Genomic DNA, 17,148 nt, shown 5'->3' on the forward strand with positions numbered 1-17,148 from the left:
AGAAAATGTGAAATAATGTTAAAATTTAAAGTGGTAGAAGGGATGTATTTCTGTTTGCTTAAGAATGAGGAATATTTTTAAGTCCTTGCATAAGGGGTGAAATAATGTATAAGTATTTACATATTTTTAATGATATAGAAAACATGATTCAACATGGAGAAATAAAAGAAGGAAAGAAATTACCGTCTATACGATCGCTTGTTACGCAATATGAATGCAATAAGGCGACAGTTATACGGGCACTACATGAATTAGAAAAGCGTCATATTATTTATTCCGTCCCTCAAAGTGGATACTACGTTGTTCGAAAGTCAGGGAGTTTTGTAGAAAATGATGGGATAATTGATTTTGCTTCCTCAGCACCAGATCCAGATGTTTTTCCATATTTAGATTTTCAACATTGTATTAATAAAGCCATTGATACATATAAAAATGACTTGTTCGTATATGGGACGCCAAAAGGTTTACCGTCTTTAATTCCGGTCATTCAAAAACAATTAGGAAACTATCAAGTCTTCACTAAAGAAGAAAATATTTTTATAACGTCAGGTGTACAGCAGGCGCTAGCAATATTAACCTCAATACCATTTCCAAATGAAAATGAAACGATATTAATTGAACAACCAACATATCATCTATATATTGAATATCTAGAAATAAATAAAATCCCTGTAATCGGTATTAAACGTACGAATGAAGGGATTGACTTAAATGAATTGGAACGTATTTTTCGAACAGGTAAAATAAAATTCTTTTATACAATACCAAGATTTCATCATCCACTTGGAACTTCTTATTCTAAAGATGAGAAAGAAAAAATCGTATTATTGGCTAAGAAATATAATGTATTTATAGTGGAAGATGATTATTTAGCAGATTTAGAAACGGATTCGAAAGCTGATCCGTTATATAGCTTGAATCATGATAATCATGTCATATATTTGAAAAGTTATTCGAAGATCATTTTTCCAGGTTTACGAGTTGGTGTAGCAGTTATTCCACCGATTATTGCGAATGCTTTTTATACATATAAAAAGATTTTAGATATTGATAGCCCAATGATATCTCAAGCTGCTTTAGAAATTTATATAAAGAGTGGCATGTTTGAACGTCATAAAAATAAAATTAAATCTTCCTATCACGATAGATCTAAAAAATTAGCAGAAACACTAGAAAGAACTCATAGTGAAAACCCACTTTTATTCACATATAAAAAGCATAATACAATCGGAATTCATACTTGTTTAAAATTACATAAAACGAGTATTTCAGAAATGTTTTTCCAAAGACTAAGTGAAAAACAAATAAGTATTGATACAATTGATAAAAATTATGTGAGAGGTTTTCCGAAAGAAAGACTATTAAAGTTAAACGTATCGAATGTGAAGGAAGATAGGATGGAAGAAGGAATTCGTAAAATAATGGAGGAAATCAAACAATTGGAACATATAACCTTCCAATTTAAAAAAGAAAAAAATGAAAAAGGAGGTTTGTTGTAAGACGCAAAATAATTCTCTTGTTTGTGTGTATCGCTATAATAATTGGAGCTATCGTTCTAATTAATTATTATAAAAAAGATGATCAATGTATCACGATTGGTAAGTATTCAAGAGGCATTATCGTAGATCAAAATAACGAACCTATATCTAATGTGAAAATTTATGAAGATTCTATTGAAAATAAGGAACACAGTATTTCAAATGCAGAAGGTAAATTTGAAATACCAAATGGTGTTTGTGGTGAGATTGTATTACAATTAGTTACTCCAAATGGAGAAATCTATACGAAGAAATATGATAGCAATCATATACCGAAAGTGATAGAACTGAGTTATAACAAGTAGAAGAAAAGTGTTACGTTAATACTTTTTAGAGCACCTGATTGTTGAGTGCTCTTTTTGTTTAGGACATAATTGTTTTAAATGGAAATAAACTACCAATAGATGATATCTTTAAAGTATAGCATTTATTTTGAATGGGAGGGTGATGGAGTCTATGGGGATACGTATAGTCGATGATTTACAGCAATTATCGTTATTACTAATGTTTTTAAGTACATGTATATTTTACAGATATTTAAAAAAGGTAAGACGAGAGAGAAAATTGACTGGTTTTGAATGGACAATGTATTTTGTCACTCAATTTGCGACATTAATTTGGGCATTTACTTATTTTATTAAACACTTAGCTGAATCGTAATTTCTATTCATTTCAATTAATTTACTGTTATCTATTAGGAATATAAATATAGTCCGTATCTAAAACAATGACAACATCGCTCATGACGTCTTCTCGTAGTAACTTTGGGGTTTTTTCATAGTGATATCGTACACAAAATAAGCTTAGAAGATCTTCGTTAGATAACTCTTCATTTTTCACATTTATATACAGGACGCATTTAATGTTTTAAGGAATTAAGTCAAGGAATAATTACTCCTTTAAAAGTATTTGTCTCATATGAATAATGAACAAAACAAACAGATACTTGTCACATAGCCTACATATGTTTCGACACTAATATGGTAACAGAGCGCGGAGTAACATGTACGGGAATTTTTTATAGGTACAACGGGTTGTGTAAAGTGAGAAGGGGTGTTGCTCTTTCATTATGTACAAATCGTATATTATCTTTCTCAATGTACATATTAAGTAAAGTATTTAATATCACGTACATAAAAGGCGGGGGAATATGGATGGAAATAAGAAAAATGAAGAATTGAGTAAATTTAAGAAACAATGGTTTAATGAAGATAATCAACCAGTAGCTGGTATAGAGCTAGCTTTACCGCCTGATATAGGCAGCATGTTAGACTCGAAATCAGTTGATGATCAAAGTGGAGAAAGTAATAATGAATAAGTTTAATCTATACGCATCCATTTGGGTGCTTTTGTTTTTTTGACAATAGAAAATAGATCATCAAATTCTTATTGAAAAAAGATGGATCTAAATAGATCCATTTTCTATATATGTAAGTTTTAATTTTCACCAAAAAGTTTAAAGTGCATCTAGAATGCTAATAACATTTACCATTAAAGGATTGGGCTATTATGCATATTATTGTTGAAAGCATTATTTTAATTCTCACTGGGATTCTTGCATTAAAAATGACAGGTAGTAAATCTGTTAGCCAAATGACAAGAGCTGAAATCATCATAGTAGTATCAATTGCGCGTATTATTGTAGAGCCTGTATTAAGTAGGAAAGTAGTCCCATCTATATTTGCAGCTGTAATATTTGCAAGCGTACTTCTTATCATTCATTTCTTTGAACTGAAATCAAGGGAGGCGGAACAATTCCTAAATGGCAGTAGCTTTGTAATTGTTGAAAATGGAGAGATTATTAAAGCGAACTTGATGAAGGCAAAAATGTCTGAACAACAACTTTATATGCAATTAAGAGAAAAAGGAATACATGATTTAAAGATTTTGCAGCAAGTTACAGCTGAGCCGAATGGACGTATTGGTTATCAATTAATAGAGAAAGCTCAACCGATAACTTTAGAAATGTTAGAAAAAACATTAGATCAGCACAAAATAAAAAGATAATTTCTTATGTGAAATGCCAATATACAATTGAATTATTGGCATTTTTTATTTTTTCTAAATGTAAAAGTTAATATTTAGAATAGATATTCAGCCAATCTTTAAATTAGATATAGGCTTATTAATATGCTATATTCAATGGAGCTATAGTGACTGTGGTGAAAAAAGCAGCGTTAAAATGAATAGGTCTTTCATGTGATATTAAACATGAGATAAGAATAAGGAGATAAAAATAAAATGGAATTTTGGGAATCAAGTTTTATTGAGAAACAAACAATGTGGGGATTTGAACCTACAGAATCTGCAATTTTGACAAAAGATTTTTTTCTAGAAAAGAACATTAAGGACATATTAGTTCCCGGTATTGGATATGGTAGAAACGCAAAGGTATTTATCGAAAATAGTATAAATGTAACAGGTATTGAAATTTCGAAAACAGCGATCGATTTAGCAAGAGAAAACGGACTAGAAGATGTTAGTATGTATCACGGTACAGTAAACGAAATGCCTTTTGATAATAAACTGTATGATGGGATATTTAGTCATGCACTTCTTCATTTGTTGAATGGACAGGAAAGAGAGAAATTTATTGAAGATTGTTATAATCAGTTAAAACCAGGAGGATATATGGTTTTTACAACTGTTTCTAAAAAAGCTCCCATGTACGGAAAAAGAAAACAGTTGGATAAAGATTATTATGAGATAATGGAAGGTGTAAAAATGTTCTTCTATGATTCTGAATCTATAAAAAAAGATTTTAATCAATATGGATTAGTACAAGTTTCGGAAATTGATGAACCAAATAAGAACATAGTAAATAAACCTTCAATCAATTTCTTAATGATAAAATGTAAGAAAGAACGATAACTAAAAGTTATTAAGAATGATTAAAGATGTTTATATATTGATTATGCACAAATAAAAAGGACAAGCATATAATATAAATACCTTTTAACTTTAAGTAACCTTAACTTTCGTTAATAGGGTATCTCAAAATCCCCAAAAGAGCACTTGCGGAAACAAGTGCTCTTTTATTTTTTTGTTTCATAAATATTTATACTTGCAAATTTCGTGCAATAAAAATAAATCTGAGAGAAATAACCATATCTTTATTATACGATTATTTCTGAACTACAAACGTTATAGCATTTGTTTTTAATTGAATGTGTCTTTCATTACGAACTATATTATAAGCTAATTCTTTTATTTCAACTTTTACTTCTTTCCATCCTTTATAAATACTTTTTAATAGATGTATCATTTCATCAGTTGGGAGATTAATTTCAATTAAAGCTTCTAATTCTTCATTCGTTTTTAAAACAATTTCTTGTATGTTAGAGTTAATAATTAAACAATTAATACCGTCGTTTTTTGTCCCTTGTTTCATAGAATGGAGCACTTTTTTAAAATCTTCTTTTGATTTAACATGCTCTAAACTTGATACTGCAACGATATAATCATAAGCGTTAGAGTCAATATGATAGTTTTCAATTTCTGCTTGTTCTGTTTTTATAACCTCGAATACATCATGTTCTTTGCTATAAGTTTGTAGCTTTGTTAAAGCGGAATTAAGTAAATCAACACATGTAACAGTGCCGCTAGTATTTCTTAATTTTTGTGCAATTGGAATGCTATTTCTACCGACGCCAGAGCCAAGATCAAGTACTTGCAAGTTGTTTTGTCCTTCAAAGTGATCCATCAAGTCCATAACTGTTTTAACCGGTTTGTACAGCCAAGAGCCAATTTCAAATAGTTTATATTGTTCATAGCAAAGGTCGTGATATTTCTTTTCTTCTTGTCTTATGTAATCGATACGGTTCATATTGTTTCAGCCCCAATATTTTTATTGCAAAATTCATATGTAGGACAACCTTTTATATTTGTTTGAATTCGAAAAATACCACCAGCATGTGGATACTCTTTTAATTCGTCATCCGTCATTCTTGTTCTGGCTGTTGTAACATATAAATCTGTTAAATTAGGTCCTCCAAATGTACATGATGTTACATATAAAGCTGGAATTGGAATATTTAATATTTGTTCTCCAGTAGATGGATTCCATCTAGTTATTTTTGAACCTCCCCAATGTGCAATCCATAAACAACCTTCTTCGTCAATTGTCATACCATCAGGTAGACCATCATTTTCAGAGAAATTGATTACATCACTTGGATTATGAATGTCTCCAGTACGTATATTATATTGATAGCGAACCACTTTTTTAGTAGGTGTATCTATAAAGTAAAAGTATGTATGATCAGGTGACCAAGCAATTCCATTTGATGTATTTACATGTGAAACTTTTTTCTCTACACTTAAATTATGATGTAAACAATACAAGGAACCTGCAGCATTCATACCGTATGTATCTGTAGAACCTGCCCAGAAACGACCAGCTGGATCACATTTTCCATCATTGAAACGATTTTCTATTAAATGTGGTTCAGGGTCAAAAATATGTGTCAGTTTTTCGGTATTTACATTAATAGAATAAAAGCCTTTTTCCATAGCTAAGAGTAGTACATCCTCTAAATATGGAACAACACAGCCAATTTGTTGATTGAGTGCAATTACTCGGTTCGTATTAGCGGTAGGATTGTAGATGCATAATTTTCTCTCCATAATATCAACCCAATATAAAAGTTGCTTTTTTTCATTCCAACATGGTCCTTCAGCTAAACTTGCTTTAGCATCTAAAACTAATTCTATATTACTGAACAAGATGTTCACCTCGCGTTATAAGATATTAATATAATTCGATAAGAATAGAGGTAAACCTTTTAGTCAGAGGATATTAAGATTTATACTGTAGAAAAATGACCTTCTCACAAGTGATTAAAAAAGTGTATAAACAAGGAGAGGAAAATGCATATGATGTTTTATGAAATTGTTTGCTTTTCTTGTAAGAATATATTTCGTGTTTACGAAGGCAGTGAAAAATATAAGCGATTTAAAGAGAAACCAAACGGGGCATATTGTTGTGATGAGTGTAGTCATAAAATTCAATTAGAAGCGATAAAGAATTTTTTTAGGTAATTAAACTAAAATTCCGGAAGTCATAACTTAATTTTTATTTTAGAAGATTTTTTAAGAATAATGTCTAAATATAGAATGTAAATAAAGATGAAGTATACACAAAACAATTCGTTTAATCGATAAGTATATATTATGAAAATTGAGTTAGAAATAAAAACGGCAAGCTAGAATTCGCTTGCCGTTTTTTTTATAGTTTTGTATGTATTTGTATACCTTTTGCTTTTTCTTTTTCGTTCTTTACGCGTACAATTAAATTATAAGATCCAGATTTTGGTGCTTCAAAAGAAAGTAAACCTTCTTTTTGAGAAGTGACTTCTTCTTCGTAAATGACCTTATCGTCTTTAGTGATTTGTAATAAAATTGTACCCTCTTCAACGGTTGCATCAAAAGGAAATTGTACATTTCCTTGTTCAGTTTTGATCGTTTGTACATCGTAATACCCTTTCAGGGAGCCAATGTTTAAAGTTGTTTCGCCGTTTTTTTGAACCTTGGTGACTTTTACTGCTGTATTACCACATGCGCTTAATAATACAACAAGAGTTAGAATGAGAAATAAACGTAGTAATTTCATAGTGATCCCCTTTTTATCATTATAAAATTTTTCCAATGCGTAAATTAGTTTATCATTTTTTTATAAATAAATATATACATTAAAACTAAAAGTTGTTATTTAGTGATAATCTCTTATATACCATTTGGTTTCTATTAGTCTAAGAAACTTCAGTACATGTTGAATATTCGATTAATAAAATGTTATAGGAGTTAAATATTTTATCTTACTATTAGATTACTTGAATGAAAAGAAAACACCGAAAGTATATATAAAAGCAGGTACTTTCGGTGTTTTCTTTTTTACTATCGTGAATACATTTTCGGACATTCATCACCACTTGGTTCATAAAAACAATGGCTTTTAAACTGTCCTACAAATGGCTGATTATACCATTCAGGTGGACAAGCTCCAACTGGACGGAAATACCAAAGAGCCCATCGTGCAGGCCAGCGCCATTCACCTTGTAAAACTTTTCGTGCGATTTCTTTTTCTGATTCACGAGCGCGTTGGTAAAAATATCCATATTGTACTGCTTCAAATCCGCCGGGGCTTTGATATACAGCGTCTCGTACGGTACGGAGTTGTTTAAAATCTAAGCAATCACAAAATACACGGTTTACTACAACGCATCCAACTAACTCCTCACCTTGGCGACCTTCGCCCTCAGCTTCAGCACGAATTAAACGAGCTAGTAAATCAACATCACTTTCGTTGTATGGAATAAGGGGCATAGTGATACCACCTTTCTGTTATAGTAAAGAGTGTATGTTATAAAACAATCTGCGTGCTTTTTTACATAAAAATAACATTTAATTTTAAGAGGAGCTTGTATAAAAAAAGCTAATTAGTAATAGTAGATAAATATAAAAGGGAGAGGTATTATGTATCGAATTCATAAAGACCATATCATTTACTCAATGTCACCAGAGAATAAGCCGTGTATGGAAGTGGAAATTGGGAGCAGTCTTGTATTTGAAACATATGATTGCTTTGAAAATCAAATCGATTCTGAAGATATTGTGTTTCAAGAATTAGATTGGAATCGAATTAATCCAGCGACTGGACCTGTATATATTAAAGGAGCAGAACCTGGCGATATATTAGTTGTAACGATTGAAAAAATTAAAATTGCAGAGCAGGGCGTTTTAACTACAGGTGCAAACCTTGGTGTAATGGGGGATGAGTTAAATGAAAATACAGTGAAAATTGTCCCAATACATAACGAACATGTTTTGTTTTCAAGTGAACTACAAATCCCGATTAATCCAATGATTGGGGTAATTGGTACTGCACCGAAAGAAAAGAGCATTTCATGTGGCACACCGCATGATCACGGCGGGAATATGGACTGTAAAGAAATTAAAGAAGGAACAACATTACTACTACCAGTTAATGTCCCAGGAGCACTATTAACGTTAGGTGATTTACACGCAGCAATGGGTGATGGTGAAATTGGTGTTAGTGGTGTAGAGGTTGCTGGTGAGGTAACGGTAACAGTTCAAATTATAAAAGGAAAGAAATGGCCGTTACCAATGGCTATTCAAAAAGAAAAAATGATGACGATTGCTTCAGAGAAATTGTTAGATGATGCAGCAAGTCGTGCTGTACATAATATGGTGAAATTTTTACATGAAGAATTAGCAATGTCTAAAGCTGATGCAACTCTTTTATTATCGGCAGCAGGTAATTTAAAAGTTTGCCAAGTTGTGGATCCGTTGAAAACGGCGCGTATGGAATTAGGGATGGATTATGTGGAGAAACTAGGATTTACTTTTAGTAAATTTCATATTAAATAGATAAGGGACGAAAAAGGATACTTTTGTATAAAAGCATCCTTTTTTAATTTACGGATTTTGTGAAAAGGGGTAGTATTTATTTTATATAAGTATATTTGAGAATGTGGATTAAAAAGGAGTTCAATAATGGTCAAAATTATGATTGTAGAAGACGATATGAAAATTGCAGAACTATTATCAACACATGTCGCGAAATATGGTTATCAAGGAGTTATTGTATCGGACTTTCAAAATGTATTAGACATTTTTTTAGATGAACAACCAGAGTTAGTTTTATTAGATATTAATTTACCGAGTTTTGATGGGTACTTTTGGTGTCGTCAAATTCGCGGTGTTTCTACATGTCCGATACTATTCATTTCGGCCCGTGAAGGCACGATGGATCAAGTTATGGCGTTAGAAAATGGTGGCGATGATTTTATTCCGAAGCCTTTTCATTATGAAGTTGTAGTGGCGAAAATTCGTAGTCATTTAAGACGTGCATATGGAGATTATGCACCGAAACTAGAAGAGCGAATGATTGAGCAACAAGGCCTTTGTTTATATCCTGAAAGACTTGTATTGAAACTTAGAAACGAAGAGATTGATATAACGAGAAACGAAGCTATTTTATTAGAGACATTAATGAAAAATTATCCGCGTGTTGTGAGTAGAGAAGTGTTACTTAATAAATTATGGGATAGTGAATCTTATGTTGATGATAATACATTAAGTGTAAATACAACACGTGTGCGTAAAAAGTTACAAACGTTACATATAGAAGGTGCGATTGAAACGATTCGTAGTGTTGGATATAGATTGCATATTACTTGGGATACTGGTATAGAAAAATGATAAGGTTGTTTATACGTGATCATATACCACTTATTTGCTTTACTATAATTCAACTACTAGCTATATTTCTCGTATATTGGTTTGATGGGCATAATCATATTACAACGGCGTTATATGCAATGTTTCTAGGTGTTTTCTTTATAGGAAGTTATTTAGTGTTTCGTTATTTTACACATCGTTCTTTTTATGAGCGCTTAGCAAACCCGATGCAATCTTTGGATGAATCTGTTCAAAAATCTGATTTTGCAGCTGTATCGGCTGCTCTTCAAGAACTACTTGAGGTGCAATATCGACATTATCAAAATCAGCTGCAAATGCAAGAGAGAAAAAATAATGACCATTTAACCTTTATGAATCAGTGGATTCATCAAATGAAAACACCTTTATCTGTAATAGAATTAATTACACAGGATGAAGTAGATTCACGTTTTGAAAGTATAAATGAGGAAACTGATCGATTAAAAAAGGGATTAGAAATGGCTCTGTATGTCGCACGTTTAGAAGCATTTACACAAGATTTTTATGTAGAAAGAGTACAACTACATAAAATAGTGAATGATTCGGTACATGAGCATAAACGGTTCTTTATCCGGAATTTTGTATATCCAGAGCTTGAAATTGATAAGGACATTACTGTAGAAAGTGATGCGAAATGGTTACAATTTTTAATTGGGCAAATACTATCGAATGCGATTAAATATTCATCAGGTAGTAGAGAAAAGATTAAAGTGAAAGCTTGTAAGGAAGGTAATACCGTTATACTTGAAATTGCTGATAATGGCGTAGGTATACCGAAGCAAGATTTACCAAGAGTCTTCAAACCTTTCTTTACAGGAGAAAACGGTAGAGATTTTAAAGAATCAACAGGAATGGGGCTATATCTCGTATATGAAATTACGAAGCAATTAGGACATAGTGTAGAAATCCATTCAGAAGTTGATAAAGGTACGGTAGTACGAGTAATATTTTTTAATGTGTAAAAAGTGATCAAGGCTAAAGAACGTTGGAGATAAGTTTTTTAGCCTTGTTTTGTATTTTTTAAAAAGTTTTCATATGAATAAATGATACAAATTAGTAAAAATTAAAGATATGAGCACATGAAATTGTAAAAATAAACTTGAAGAAAAATAATTGCTTTTGAAGTACAAATAATAATATTTACGCATACAGTATTATCATGGTACAATATGGTTATTAATGACAGAAAGGAATGATGGGTGGACGATGATTAACTAATCTTATTTTTAAATGTTGAAATTCAATAAATTTCAATTTCTAAAAAATAGGATTAGTCTGCCCAATTTCCATAGAACGGTATTGCTATTTATGTTACGTAATAGCTTATTTGGGTGTAAATATTTTAACGACTAATCCTGCCAAATTTATTTGGGAGGATTTTTTTATTCTCCCTTAATGAAAGGGATCGGTATTATGAAAGAACTATTAAAATTAAATGATGTTTATGTTGAAATAAAAGAAAATATGTTGTTAGAGAAAATGAATGTGACAGTAAAACAAGGGGATGTTATCGGATTAATTGGTAAAAACGGTGCTGGTAAATCAACGTTACTTCAATTAATAAATGGAAAGATTGAGCCTTCAAAAGGGATTGTTGAATGGCAGCAAATGAATATGACAACCGCATATGTTGAGCAAGAAATAGAATCTTTTATTAGTAATGATGTAATTGCAAAAGAAGCAGAACTTCTTGCGAAATGGGGCGTGCCAACGAACGATTTTCATACTTTAAGTGGTGGTGAAAAGCTGAAAATTCGATTAGCAAAAGGATTTGCTGAAAATCCTAATGTCTTAATATTAGACGAACCGACAAATCATTTAGATGAGATCAGTACGGGATTTCTCATTAAACAAATAAAAAACATGAAAGGTACAGTTATCGTTGTATCACATGATCGATATTTTTTAGATGTTGTCGCAACAAAAATATGGTCAATTGAGGACAAAAAATTAATTGAGCATAGTGGTAATTATACGAGCTACATGAAAGCACGTGAGCAAAAAAGAAAGTCGCAGCAGCGTGAATATGAAAAGCAGCAAAAAAAGATAGAACAAGTAGAAACACATATAAAAGAATTGAGTTCATGGTCACAAAAGGCACACGCGCAGTCTACAAAACAAGAAGGTGTGAAAGAATTCTATCGTGTAAAAGCGAAGCGAATGGATGCACAAGTGAAGTCAAAACGAAAACGACTTGAAAAAGAGCTGGAGAAAACGAAAGTAGAACGTGTGAAAGAAGAGTATTCAGTTGAGTTTTCTATTCAAGCGAACAAAAAAGTAGGAAAACGCTTTTTAGAAGTAAAGCAATTAAAAAAAGACTTTCATGGGAAAGTATTATTTGAAAACGTTAATTTTACAATTCAGCACGGTGAGAAAGTTGCGATTGTTGGACCAAACGGTAGTGGGAAAACAACATTACTGAAGATGATTATGGGAATGGAAACTGCTGAAGGAGAAATATGGATTTCACCTTCAGCAAACATCGGCTATTTAACACAAGAAGTTTTTGATTTACCGCTTGATAAAACACCAGAAAATTTATTTTTTAAAGAGACGTTTGAAGAACGAGGAAAAGTCCAAAATTTAATGAAACATTTAGGATTCCAAGCGTCTCAATGGAAAGAGCCGATTGAGCATATGAGTATGGGAGAAAGAGTAAAGTGTAAGCTAATGGCTTATATTTTAGATGAAAAAGATGTACTCATTTTAGACGAACCGACGAATCACTTGGATCTACCTTCACGTGAACAACTTGAAAATACATTAGCTGAGTATAACGGAACATTAGTAATTGTATCTCACGATCGATATTTTCTGGAGAAAACAACTAACACAAAACTCGTGTTTTCAAACAATACGATACAAAAGCAGCTAGAAGAACCTACTAAAACAAGAGATGATATTGAAGAGCTACGTTTAACGTTAGAAACAGAGAGACAAGAAGTATTAGGGAAATTAAGCTTTTTAACTTCTAAAGACAAAGAATATAAAGCACTGGATGAACGGTTTATTGAACTTACGAAGCAGATTAAGGAGCTATAACGTAAGTAAGGGGGATTAACATGGGAGAAGAGAGATTCACTAAGTTATTTAAAATAGATTGTGGAGATATATACTTGCAAGAGTTTACGGTCAAAGATGCAGAGAGTATTTATAAAATAGCAAATCAACCGGAAATAGCAAAATTTTTACCAGACTGGAAATCAACGAAAGAACAAAGGGTGGATTGGATTGCAGATTATGAAATACCAGCAAACAAAGCATTTCTTGATGCAGTGAAAACTACGAATAACATAGATAATTATATGTTAAAGCTAGGAATATTTAAGAAAGCTACAAATGAACTCATTGGATGGTGCTGCACAGGTATGAAAGAAGAACTCCCTTCACCAAACAGAGAGGTAATGTATGCTATCTCAAATGAATATCAAAATCATGGCCATGCTACAAAAGCGACTAAAGGTTTAATTGACTATTTGTTTAAAGAAACAAATTTAAATGTCCTTAACGCAATTGCTTTAATTAACAATGTAGCATCAAATAAAGTTATTGAAAAATGCGGGTTTATTTATAAGAGCCAACAGAGGATAGAAAATCAAATATATAATCATTATATATTGAGAAAATCTGAGTGGATAAAAATATAACGTTTGGTAGTAAAAGACCGATAGCAATCGGTCTTTTCTCATTTATATAATAAAGATTTATTATACATTATATTTCCTACTACTATACAATTATTATAAGATAGTTATGCGTTAATTTTAGTTTGAAATAATTATGTTGTCAGTTTTTTTAGAAATCTTACAAGCGTGTAAGGTAAATGAAAGATGAATCAATATGAGCTGTAAGACAATTCATTTACACTTTATAGTGAGCAGTGGAAATGAAGGGAGAATATACATGGAAATTTTACATGCAAAAAGTATTAGTAAAGTATATAAAGGGAAAGTACCTTATAAAGCATTAGTAGATATTGATTTATCAATTCAAGAAGGTGAATTTGTAGGAATTATGGGTCCATCAGGTAGCGGAAAAACAACGTTATTAAATATGGTATCTACTATTGATTCTCCATCATCGGGAGAAATATTTATTAATGACACAAATCCTTTTCAATTATCATCAGAAGAATTAGCGTTATTCCGCAGAAAACAATTAGGATTTGTTTTTCAATCATTTAATCTTCTTAGCACACTTACTGTAAAAGAAAACATCGTATTGCCGATGACTTTAGATGGTGTTTCCGTGCAAGAAATGAACAAGCGATTGGAAGAGATTGCAGAGAAGTTAAATATTACAGATATATTGAATAAAAGAACGTTTGAAATATCAGGGGGACAAGCTCAAAGGACAGCAATCGCTCGTGCGATTGTTCATAAGCCGCAATTATTACTTGCAGATGAACCAACAGGGAACTTGGACTCTAAATCTTCAAATGATGTAATGGAGATGCTGGATACTCTAAATAAAGAAGAAAAAGCAACGATGATGTTAGTTACACATGATCCGTATGCAGCGAGCTTTTGCAGCCGAGTAATCTTTATTAAAGATGGTCAACTATATAACGAAATTTATTGTGGTGAAAGCAGACAAGCCTTTTATCAAAAGATTATGGATGTCCTTTCTTTGTTAGGAGGGAAAAGGCATGACTTTTCGTCAGTTCGCATTTAATAATATTTTTCGTAATAAGCGTACATATGCTGCCCATTTTTTAAGTAGTGCATTTTCTATTATGATTTTCTTTACGTATGCTCTTTTATTATTTCATCCTGATTTACAAGGTGAGTTGAAATCGACAAGTGCAACAATAAGTGCATTTGGTACATTGGGATTTTCAGTTTCGCAAGGATTGATTTTTGTATTTTCATTTTTCTTCATTTTATATTCAGTTAGTTCGTTTTTAAAAACGCGTAAGAAAGAATTTGGCGTTTTAATGATGCAAGGTATGTCAATGAGACAGCTTAAGAAATTATTATTAATTGAAAATATGTTGATTGGACTTGGTTCAATTTGTATAGGGATTTTCATTGGACTCATATTTTCTAAACTAGTCTTATTGATAAGTGCAAGTGTATTAATGATTAATAATGGTTTACCTTTTTATATACCAGTGCGGGCTGTATTATTAACAGTTATCACATTTCTTTTCTTGTTTTTAATTGTTTCATTATTTACATTTAAAATGATAAAAGTAACGGAACTTGTGGAACTTATTCGAGCAGAGGAAAAGCCAAAACCTGAACCGAAATCTTCAGTTTTATTATCGCTACTTTCTTTAATTAGTATAGGGTATGGATATTTTTCAGTATTTCGCTTCATACCAAGTACCAATTTTATTACGCTTGGAATAGGTGTGCTCCTAGTAATTATAGGAACGTACTTTTTATATACACAGTGTAGCGTGTATATATTGCGCCTTGCTAAAAGGAGAGAATCTTTCTTTTTAAAGAGAACAAATATATTAACATTTTCTGAATTAATTTACCGTATGAAAGATAATGCAACGATGTTTTTTATAGTATCTATTGTTTCAGCAGTTGCATTTACAGCAATTGGTACAACAGCCGCAATTGGAAATAGGGATTTGGTAAGGATGACAAATCCGTATACATTTTTGTATGGAAGTTTTGAAAATGACAAAGTATTGAATAAAAATCTTTCTATTATAAAAAAGCACCTTTCTGATGCTAATATTCCGTATCGAATGGCTTCATCTTCATATATATACACAGAAAATGGCGTAAATGTAATGAAGTTAAGTGAATACAACGATCTTGCTAAAGCACTAGGCTATCAACAAGAAACAATTGAAAAAGAAGATGAAATTTTATTAATTCCTGGAGTCGTATCACAAAAACAAGAATTTAAAAATGGCGAGTATAAAAAGAATATAGAAGTCATTCAAGGTGACTGGACAAAGACATTTCATGTGAAAAAAGCTGTAGAAAATTTAGTTTTACCACACGATTCTAGAACTATTTATATCGCTGTTCAAGATCAGGTATATGATGGAATGCCTCTTACTAGTGACCCAGTTAATAAAGAAATTCCATATCGTACTTACGGATTTGTTGTAGATGATTGGATAAAAACGAAAGAGATTTCCAATCAATTAAAGAGTATATTTGATAAAGATCTTAGGGACAGAGATTTCTACTTTGAAGCTTTAACATTAAACTTGTTGGAAGCAAAGCAAAAGAATGGTTTATTACTTATGGTAAGTATTTTAGTCGGAATCGTCTTCTTTACATTTGCTGCTAGTTTTATTTATTTCCGATTATATACAGATTTGGATCGCGATCAGCAGCAATATAAAATGATTTCGAAAATGGGATTAAGTAAAGGTGAGTTAAAAAAAGTTGTAACGAGACAGTTATTATTAATGTTCTTTTTACCAATTGTCGTTGCAGTGATTCATACTGTAGTCGCTTATATAGCATTACAGCAATTAGTCGATTTTTCTATCATAAATAGCTCTATCGTTATTTTAATTTCATTTATATGTATACAAGTTTTATATTTCTTTATAACCCGTTGGCGTTATCTGCAAAAGCTTTATAAGGTTATGGAGCAATAGAATTTATTAGCTTGTAAGACTACAATAAAGTATGTAGAAAAATGAACTGTATGATGAAAGGAAACGAGATGAAAAGAACTTTAACTATTTTTATGTTAACGATACTACTATTAATAAGTTTTAGTGCATGTTCTAAAAAGGAAAATCCATTTCCTGCAAACGGTGTATTAATTATTGGAGATGAAAATAATATTTCACCAATTATTAATCGTTATCAGGAAATTACGGAAGAAAATGAAGTGTTTTCTGTGAAAAAAGGGGAAGTTGGAAATGGAAATGTCTTAATTTTAAATGAATCTACAGCACAAGCATTGATTAAAGAAAAACTTTTTCGAAAACAAGATAATGGCTCCAATTATATTATAGATACGTTACCGAAATTTCCAAAAGAAGGGGCGCTATTATTTACAAGTGAAGACAATAAGACTATGAAAAGTATTAAAATAGGAGAGGAAGAGATTCCTGTTACATACGATAGTGATGCTTGGATAGGTAACAATCGTAAATATTCAACGGAATGGTATATGATTGTAGCAAAAAATAGTGTTTATAAAGAAATAAAGGCAAATGAAATGAAAATGCATCTTCTTCATTTGAAAAAATCACTAGGTGACGAAAAACCTAAAATGTCGACAGATAATACATTGGTTAATGAAAATGTCAAAGTAAAAAAGTTAATTAAAGGTTTGGAAGGAGAAGTATCTTTTCACTTTGTAACGATTGGCGAAAAACCTTAAAAAAGAGTTCGAAGTTGATAAAAATTTCATCAGCTTCGAACTCTTTTTAGTT

General features: G+C 31.4%; 19 protein-coding genes. 15 read left to right on the plus strand and 4 right to left on the minus strand.

Going from position 1 to position 17,148, the window contains the following annotated elements; all coding sequences use genetic code 11:
- Positions 1 to 104: 104 nt before the first annotated feature.
- The 6 genes from NST86_RS13035 to NST86_RS13060 all read left to right on the plus strand — a co-directional run bounded on the left by NST86_RS13035 (position 105) and on the right by NST86_RS13060 (position 4,409).
- Positions 105 to 1,499, plus strand: a complete 1,395-nt coding sequence (locus NST86_RS13035) for an aminotransferase-like domain-containing protein (RefSeq protein ID WP_061664627.1) — start codon at positions 105 to 107, stop codon at positions 1,497 to 1,499.
- Between the two features lie 23 nt (positions 1,500 to 1,522).
- Complete coding sequence (locus NST86_RS13040) at positions 1,523 to 1,843, plus strand: carboxypeptidase regulatory-like domain-containing protein (RefSeq protein ID WP_061664625.1); 321 nt, start codon at positions 1,523 to 1,525, stop codon at positions 1,841 to 1,843.
- Between the two features lie 151 nt (positions 1,844 to 1,994).
- Positions 1,995 to 2,198, plus strand: a complete 204-nt coding sequence (locus NST86_RS13045) for a hypothetical protein (RefSeq protein WP_016117977.1) — start codon at positions 1,995 to 1,997, stop codon at positions 2,196 to 2,198.
- A gap of 490 nt (positions 2,199 to 2,688) precedes the next feature.
- Positions 2,689 to 2,856 carry a hypothetical protein gene (locus tag NST86_RS13050; protein ID WP_000348947.1) on the plus strand — a complete coding sequence of 56 codons (168 nt, stop codon included), beginning with the start codon at positions 2,689 to 2,691 and terminating at the stop codon, positions 2,854 to 2,856.
- 191 nt (positions 2,857 to 3,047) lie between these two features.
- Positions 3,048 to 3,545, plus strand: a complete 498-nt coding sequence (locus tag NST86_RS13055; RefSeq protein WP_000547582.1) for a DUF421 domain-containing protein — start codon at positions 3,048 to 3,050, stop codon at positions 3,543 to 3,545.
- A gap of 234 nt (positions 3,546 to 3,779) precedes the next feature.
- Positions 3,780 to 4,409: a class I SAM-dependent methyltransferase gene (locus NST86_RS13060; RefSeq protein ID WP_016117978.1), complete on the plus strand. Its 630-nt coding sequence runs from the start codon at positions 3,780 to 3,782 to the stop codon at positions 4,407 to 4,409.
- Between the two features lie 253 nt (positions 4,410 to 4,662).
- Here the strand turns inward: NST86_RS13060 and NST86_RS13065 are convergent, their stop codons facing one another.
- Both NST86_RS13065 and NST86_RS13070 read right to left on the minus strand, forming a co-directional pair.
- Positions 4,663 to 5,364, minus strand: a complete 702-nt coding sequence (locus NST86_RS13065; RefSeq protein ID WP_001079461.1) for a class I SAM-dependent methyltransferase — start codon at positions 5,362 to 5,364, stop codon at positions 4,663 to 4,665.
- Entirely contained in the window at positions 5,361 to 6,263 is a 903-nt protein-coding gene (locus tag NST86_RS13070) for an SMP-30/gluconolactonase/LRE family protein (protein WP_000492422.1), read from the minus strand. Before NST86_RS13070 ends, NST86_RS13065 begins: the two co-directional genes overlap by 4 nt.
- Before the next feature lie 144 nt (positions 6,264 to 6,407).
- Between NST86_RS13070 and NST86_RS13075 the strand changes: the two genes are divergently transcribed.
- Positions 6,408 to 6,578 (plus strand): DUF2197 domain-containing protein, encoded by a 171-nt coding sequence (locus NST86_RS13075; protein ID WP_000551047.1) that lies wholly within the window; start codon positions 6,408 to 6,410, stop codon positions 6,576 to 6,578.
- Positions 6,579 to 6,765: 187 nt separating this feature from the next.
- Here the strand turns inward: NST86_RS13075 and NST86_RS13080 are convergent, their stop codons facing one another.
- Together NST86_RS13080 and NST86_RS13085 are read right to left on the minus strand one after the other, a co-directional pair.
- On the minus strand, positions 6,766 to 7,149 hold the full coding sequence (locus tag NST86_RS13080) for a BA_1872 family lipoprotein (protein WP_000771814.1): 384 nt from the start codon (positions 7,147 to 7,149) through the stop codon (positions 6,766 to 6,768).
- A gap of 284 nt (positions 7,150 to 7,433) precedes the next feature.
- Positions 7,434 to 7,862 (minus strand): cell wall hydrolase, encoded by a 429-nt coding sequence (locus tag NST86_RS13085; RefSeq protein ID WP_001128398.1) that lies wholly within the window; start codon positions 7,860 to 7,862, stop codon positions 7,434 to 7,436.
- A 150-nt stretch (positions 7,863 to 8,012) separates the two neighbouring features.
- Here NST86_RS13085 and NST86_RS13090 point away from each other — a divergent pair, with 150 nt between their 5' ends.
- The 8 genes from NST86_RS13090 (at position 8,013) to NST86_RS13125 (ending at position 17,096) form a co-directional block, all read left to right on the plus strand.
- Positions 8,013 to 8,927, plus strand: coding sequence for an acetamidase/formamidase family protein (locus NST86_RS13090; RefSeq protein ID WP_016117979.1), 915 nt, complete (start codon positions 8,013 to 8,015; stop codon positions 8,925 to 8,927).
- A 126-nt stretch (positions 8,928 to 9,053) separates the two neighbouring features.
- Complete coding sequence (locus NST86_RS13095) at positions 9,054 to 9,761, plus strand: response regulator transcription factor (RefSeq protein ID WP_000238990.1); 708 nt, start codon at positions 9,054 to 9,056, stop codon at positions 9,759 to 9,761.
- Entirely contained in the window at positions 9,758 to 10,741 is a 984-nt protein-coding gene (locus NST86_RS13100) for a sensor histidine kinase (protein ID WP_061664621.1), read from the plus strand. Before NST86_RS13095 ends, NST86_RS13100 begins: the two co-directional genes overlap by 4 nt.
- Before the next feature lie 451 nt (positions 10,742 to 11,192).
- Positions 11,193 to 12,821 carry a ribosomal protection-like ABC-F family protein gene (gene abc-f, locus NST86_RS13105; protein WP_016117980.1) on the plus strand — a complete coding sequence of 543 codons (1,629 nt, stop codon included), beginning with the start codon at positions 11,193 to 11,195 and terminating at the stop codon, positions 12,819 to 12,821.
- Positions 12,822 to 12,841: 20 nt separating this feature from the next.
- Positions 12,842 to 13,426, plus strand: coding sequence for a GNAT family N-acetyltransferase (locus NST86_RS13110; RefSeq protein WP_000503530.1), 585 nt, complete (start codon positions 12,842 to 12,844; stop codon positions 13,424 to 13,426).
- A 256-nt stretch (positions 13,427 to 13,682) separates the two neighbouring features.
- The gene (locus tag NST86_RS13115) at positions 13,683 to 14,453 is read left to right on the plus strand and encodes an ABC transporter ATP-binding protein (protein WP_000404273.1); all 771 of its coding nucleotides are present in this window, start codon (positions 13,683 to 13,685) and stop codon (positions 14,451 to 14,453) included.
- Positions 14,428 to 16,359 (plus strand): ABC transporter permease, encoded by a 1,932-nt coding sequence (locus NST86_RS13120; protein ID WP_044797372.1) that lies wholly within the window; start codon positions 14,428 to 14,430, stop codon positions 16,357 to 16,359. Before NST86_RS13115 ends, NST86_RS13120 begins: the two co-directional genes overlap by 26 nt.
- Positions 16,360 to 16,409: 50 nt before the next feature.
- The gene (locus tag NST86_RS13125) at positions 16,410 to 17,096 is read left to right on the plus strand and encodes a lipoprotein BA_5634 family protein (RefSeq protein ID WP_000975419.1); all 687 of its coding nucleotides are present in this window, start codon (positions 16,410 to 16,412) and stop codon (positions 17,094 to 17,096) included.
- The last annotated feature ends 52 nt before the right edge of the window (positions 17,097 to 17,148 follow it).

The organism is Bacillus sp. FSL L8-0199 (genome assembly GCF_038005705.1).
Lineage (GTDB): Bacteria > Bacillota > Bacilli > Bacillales > Bacillaceae_G > Bacillus_A > Bacillus_A cereus.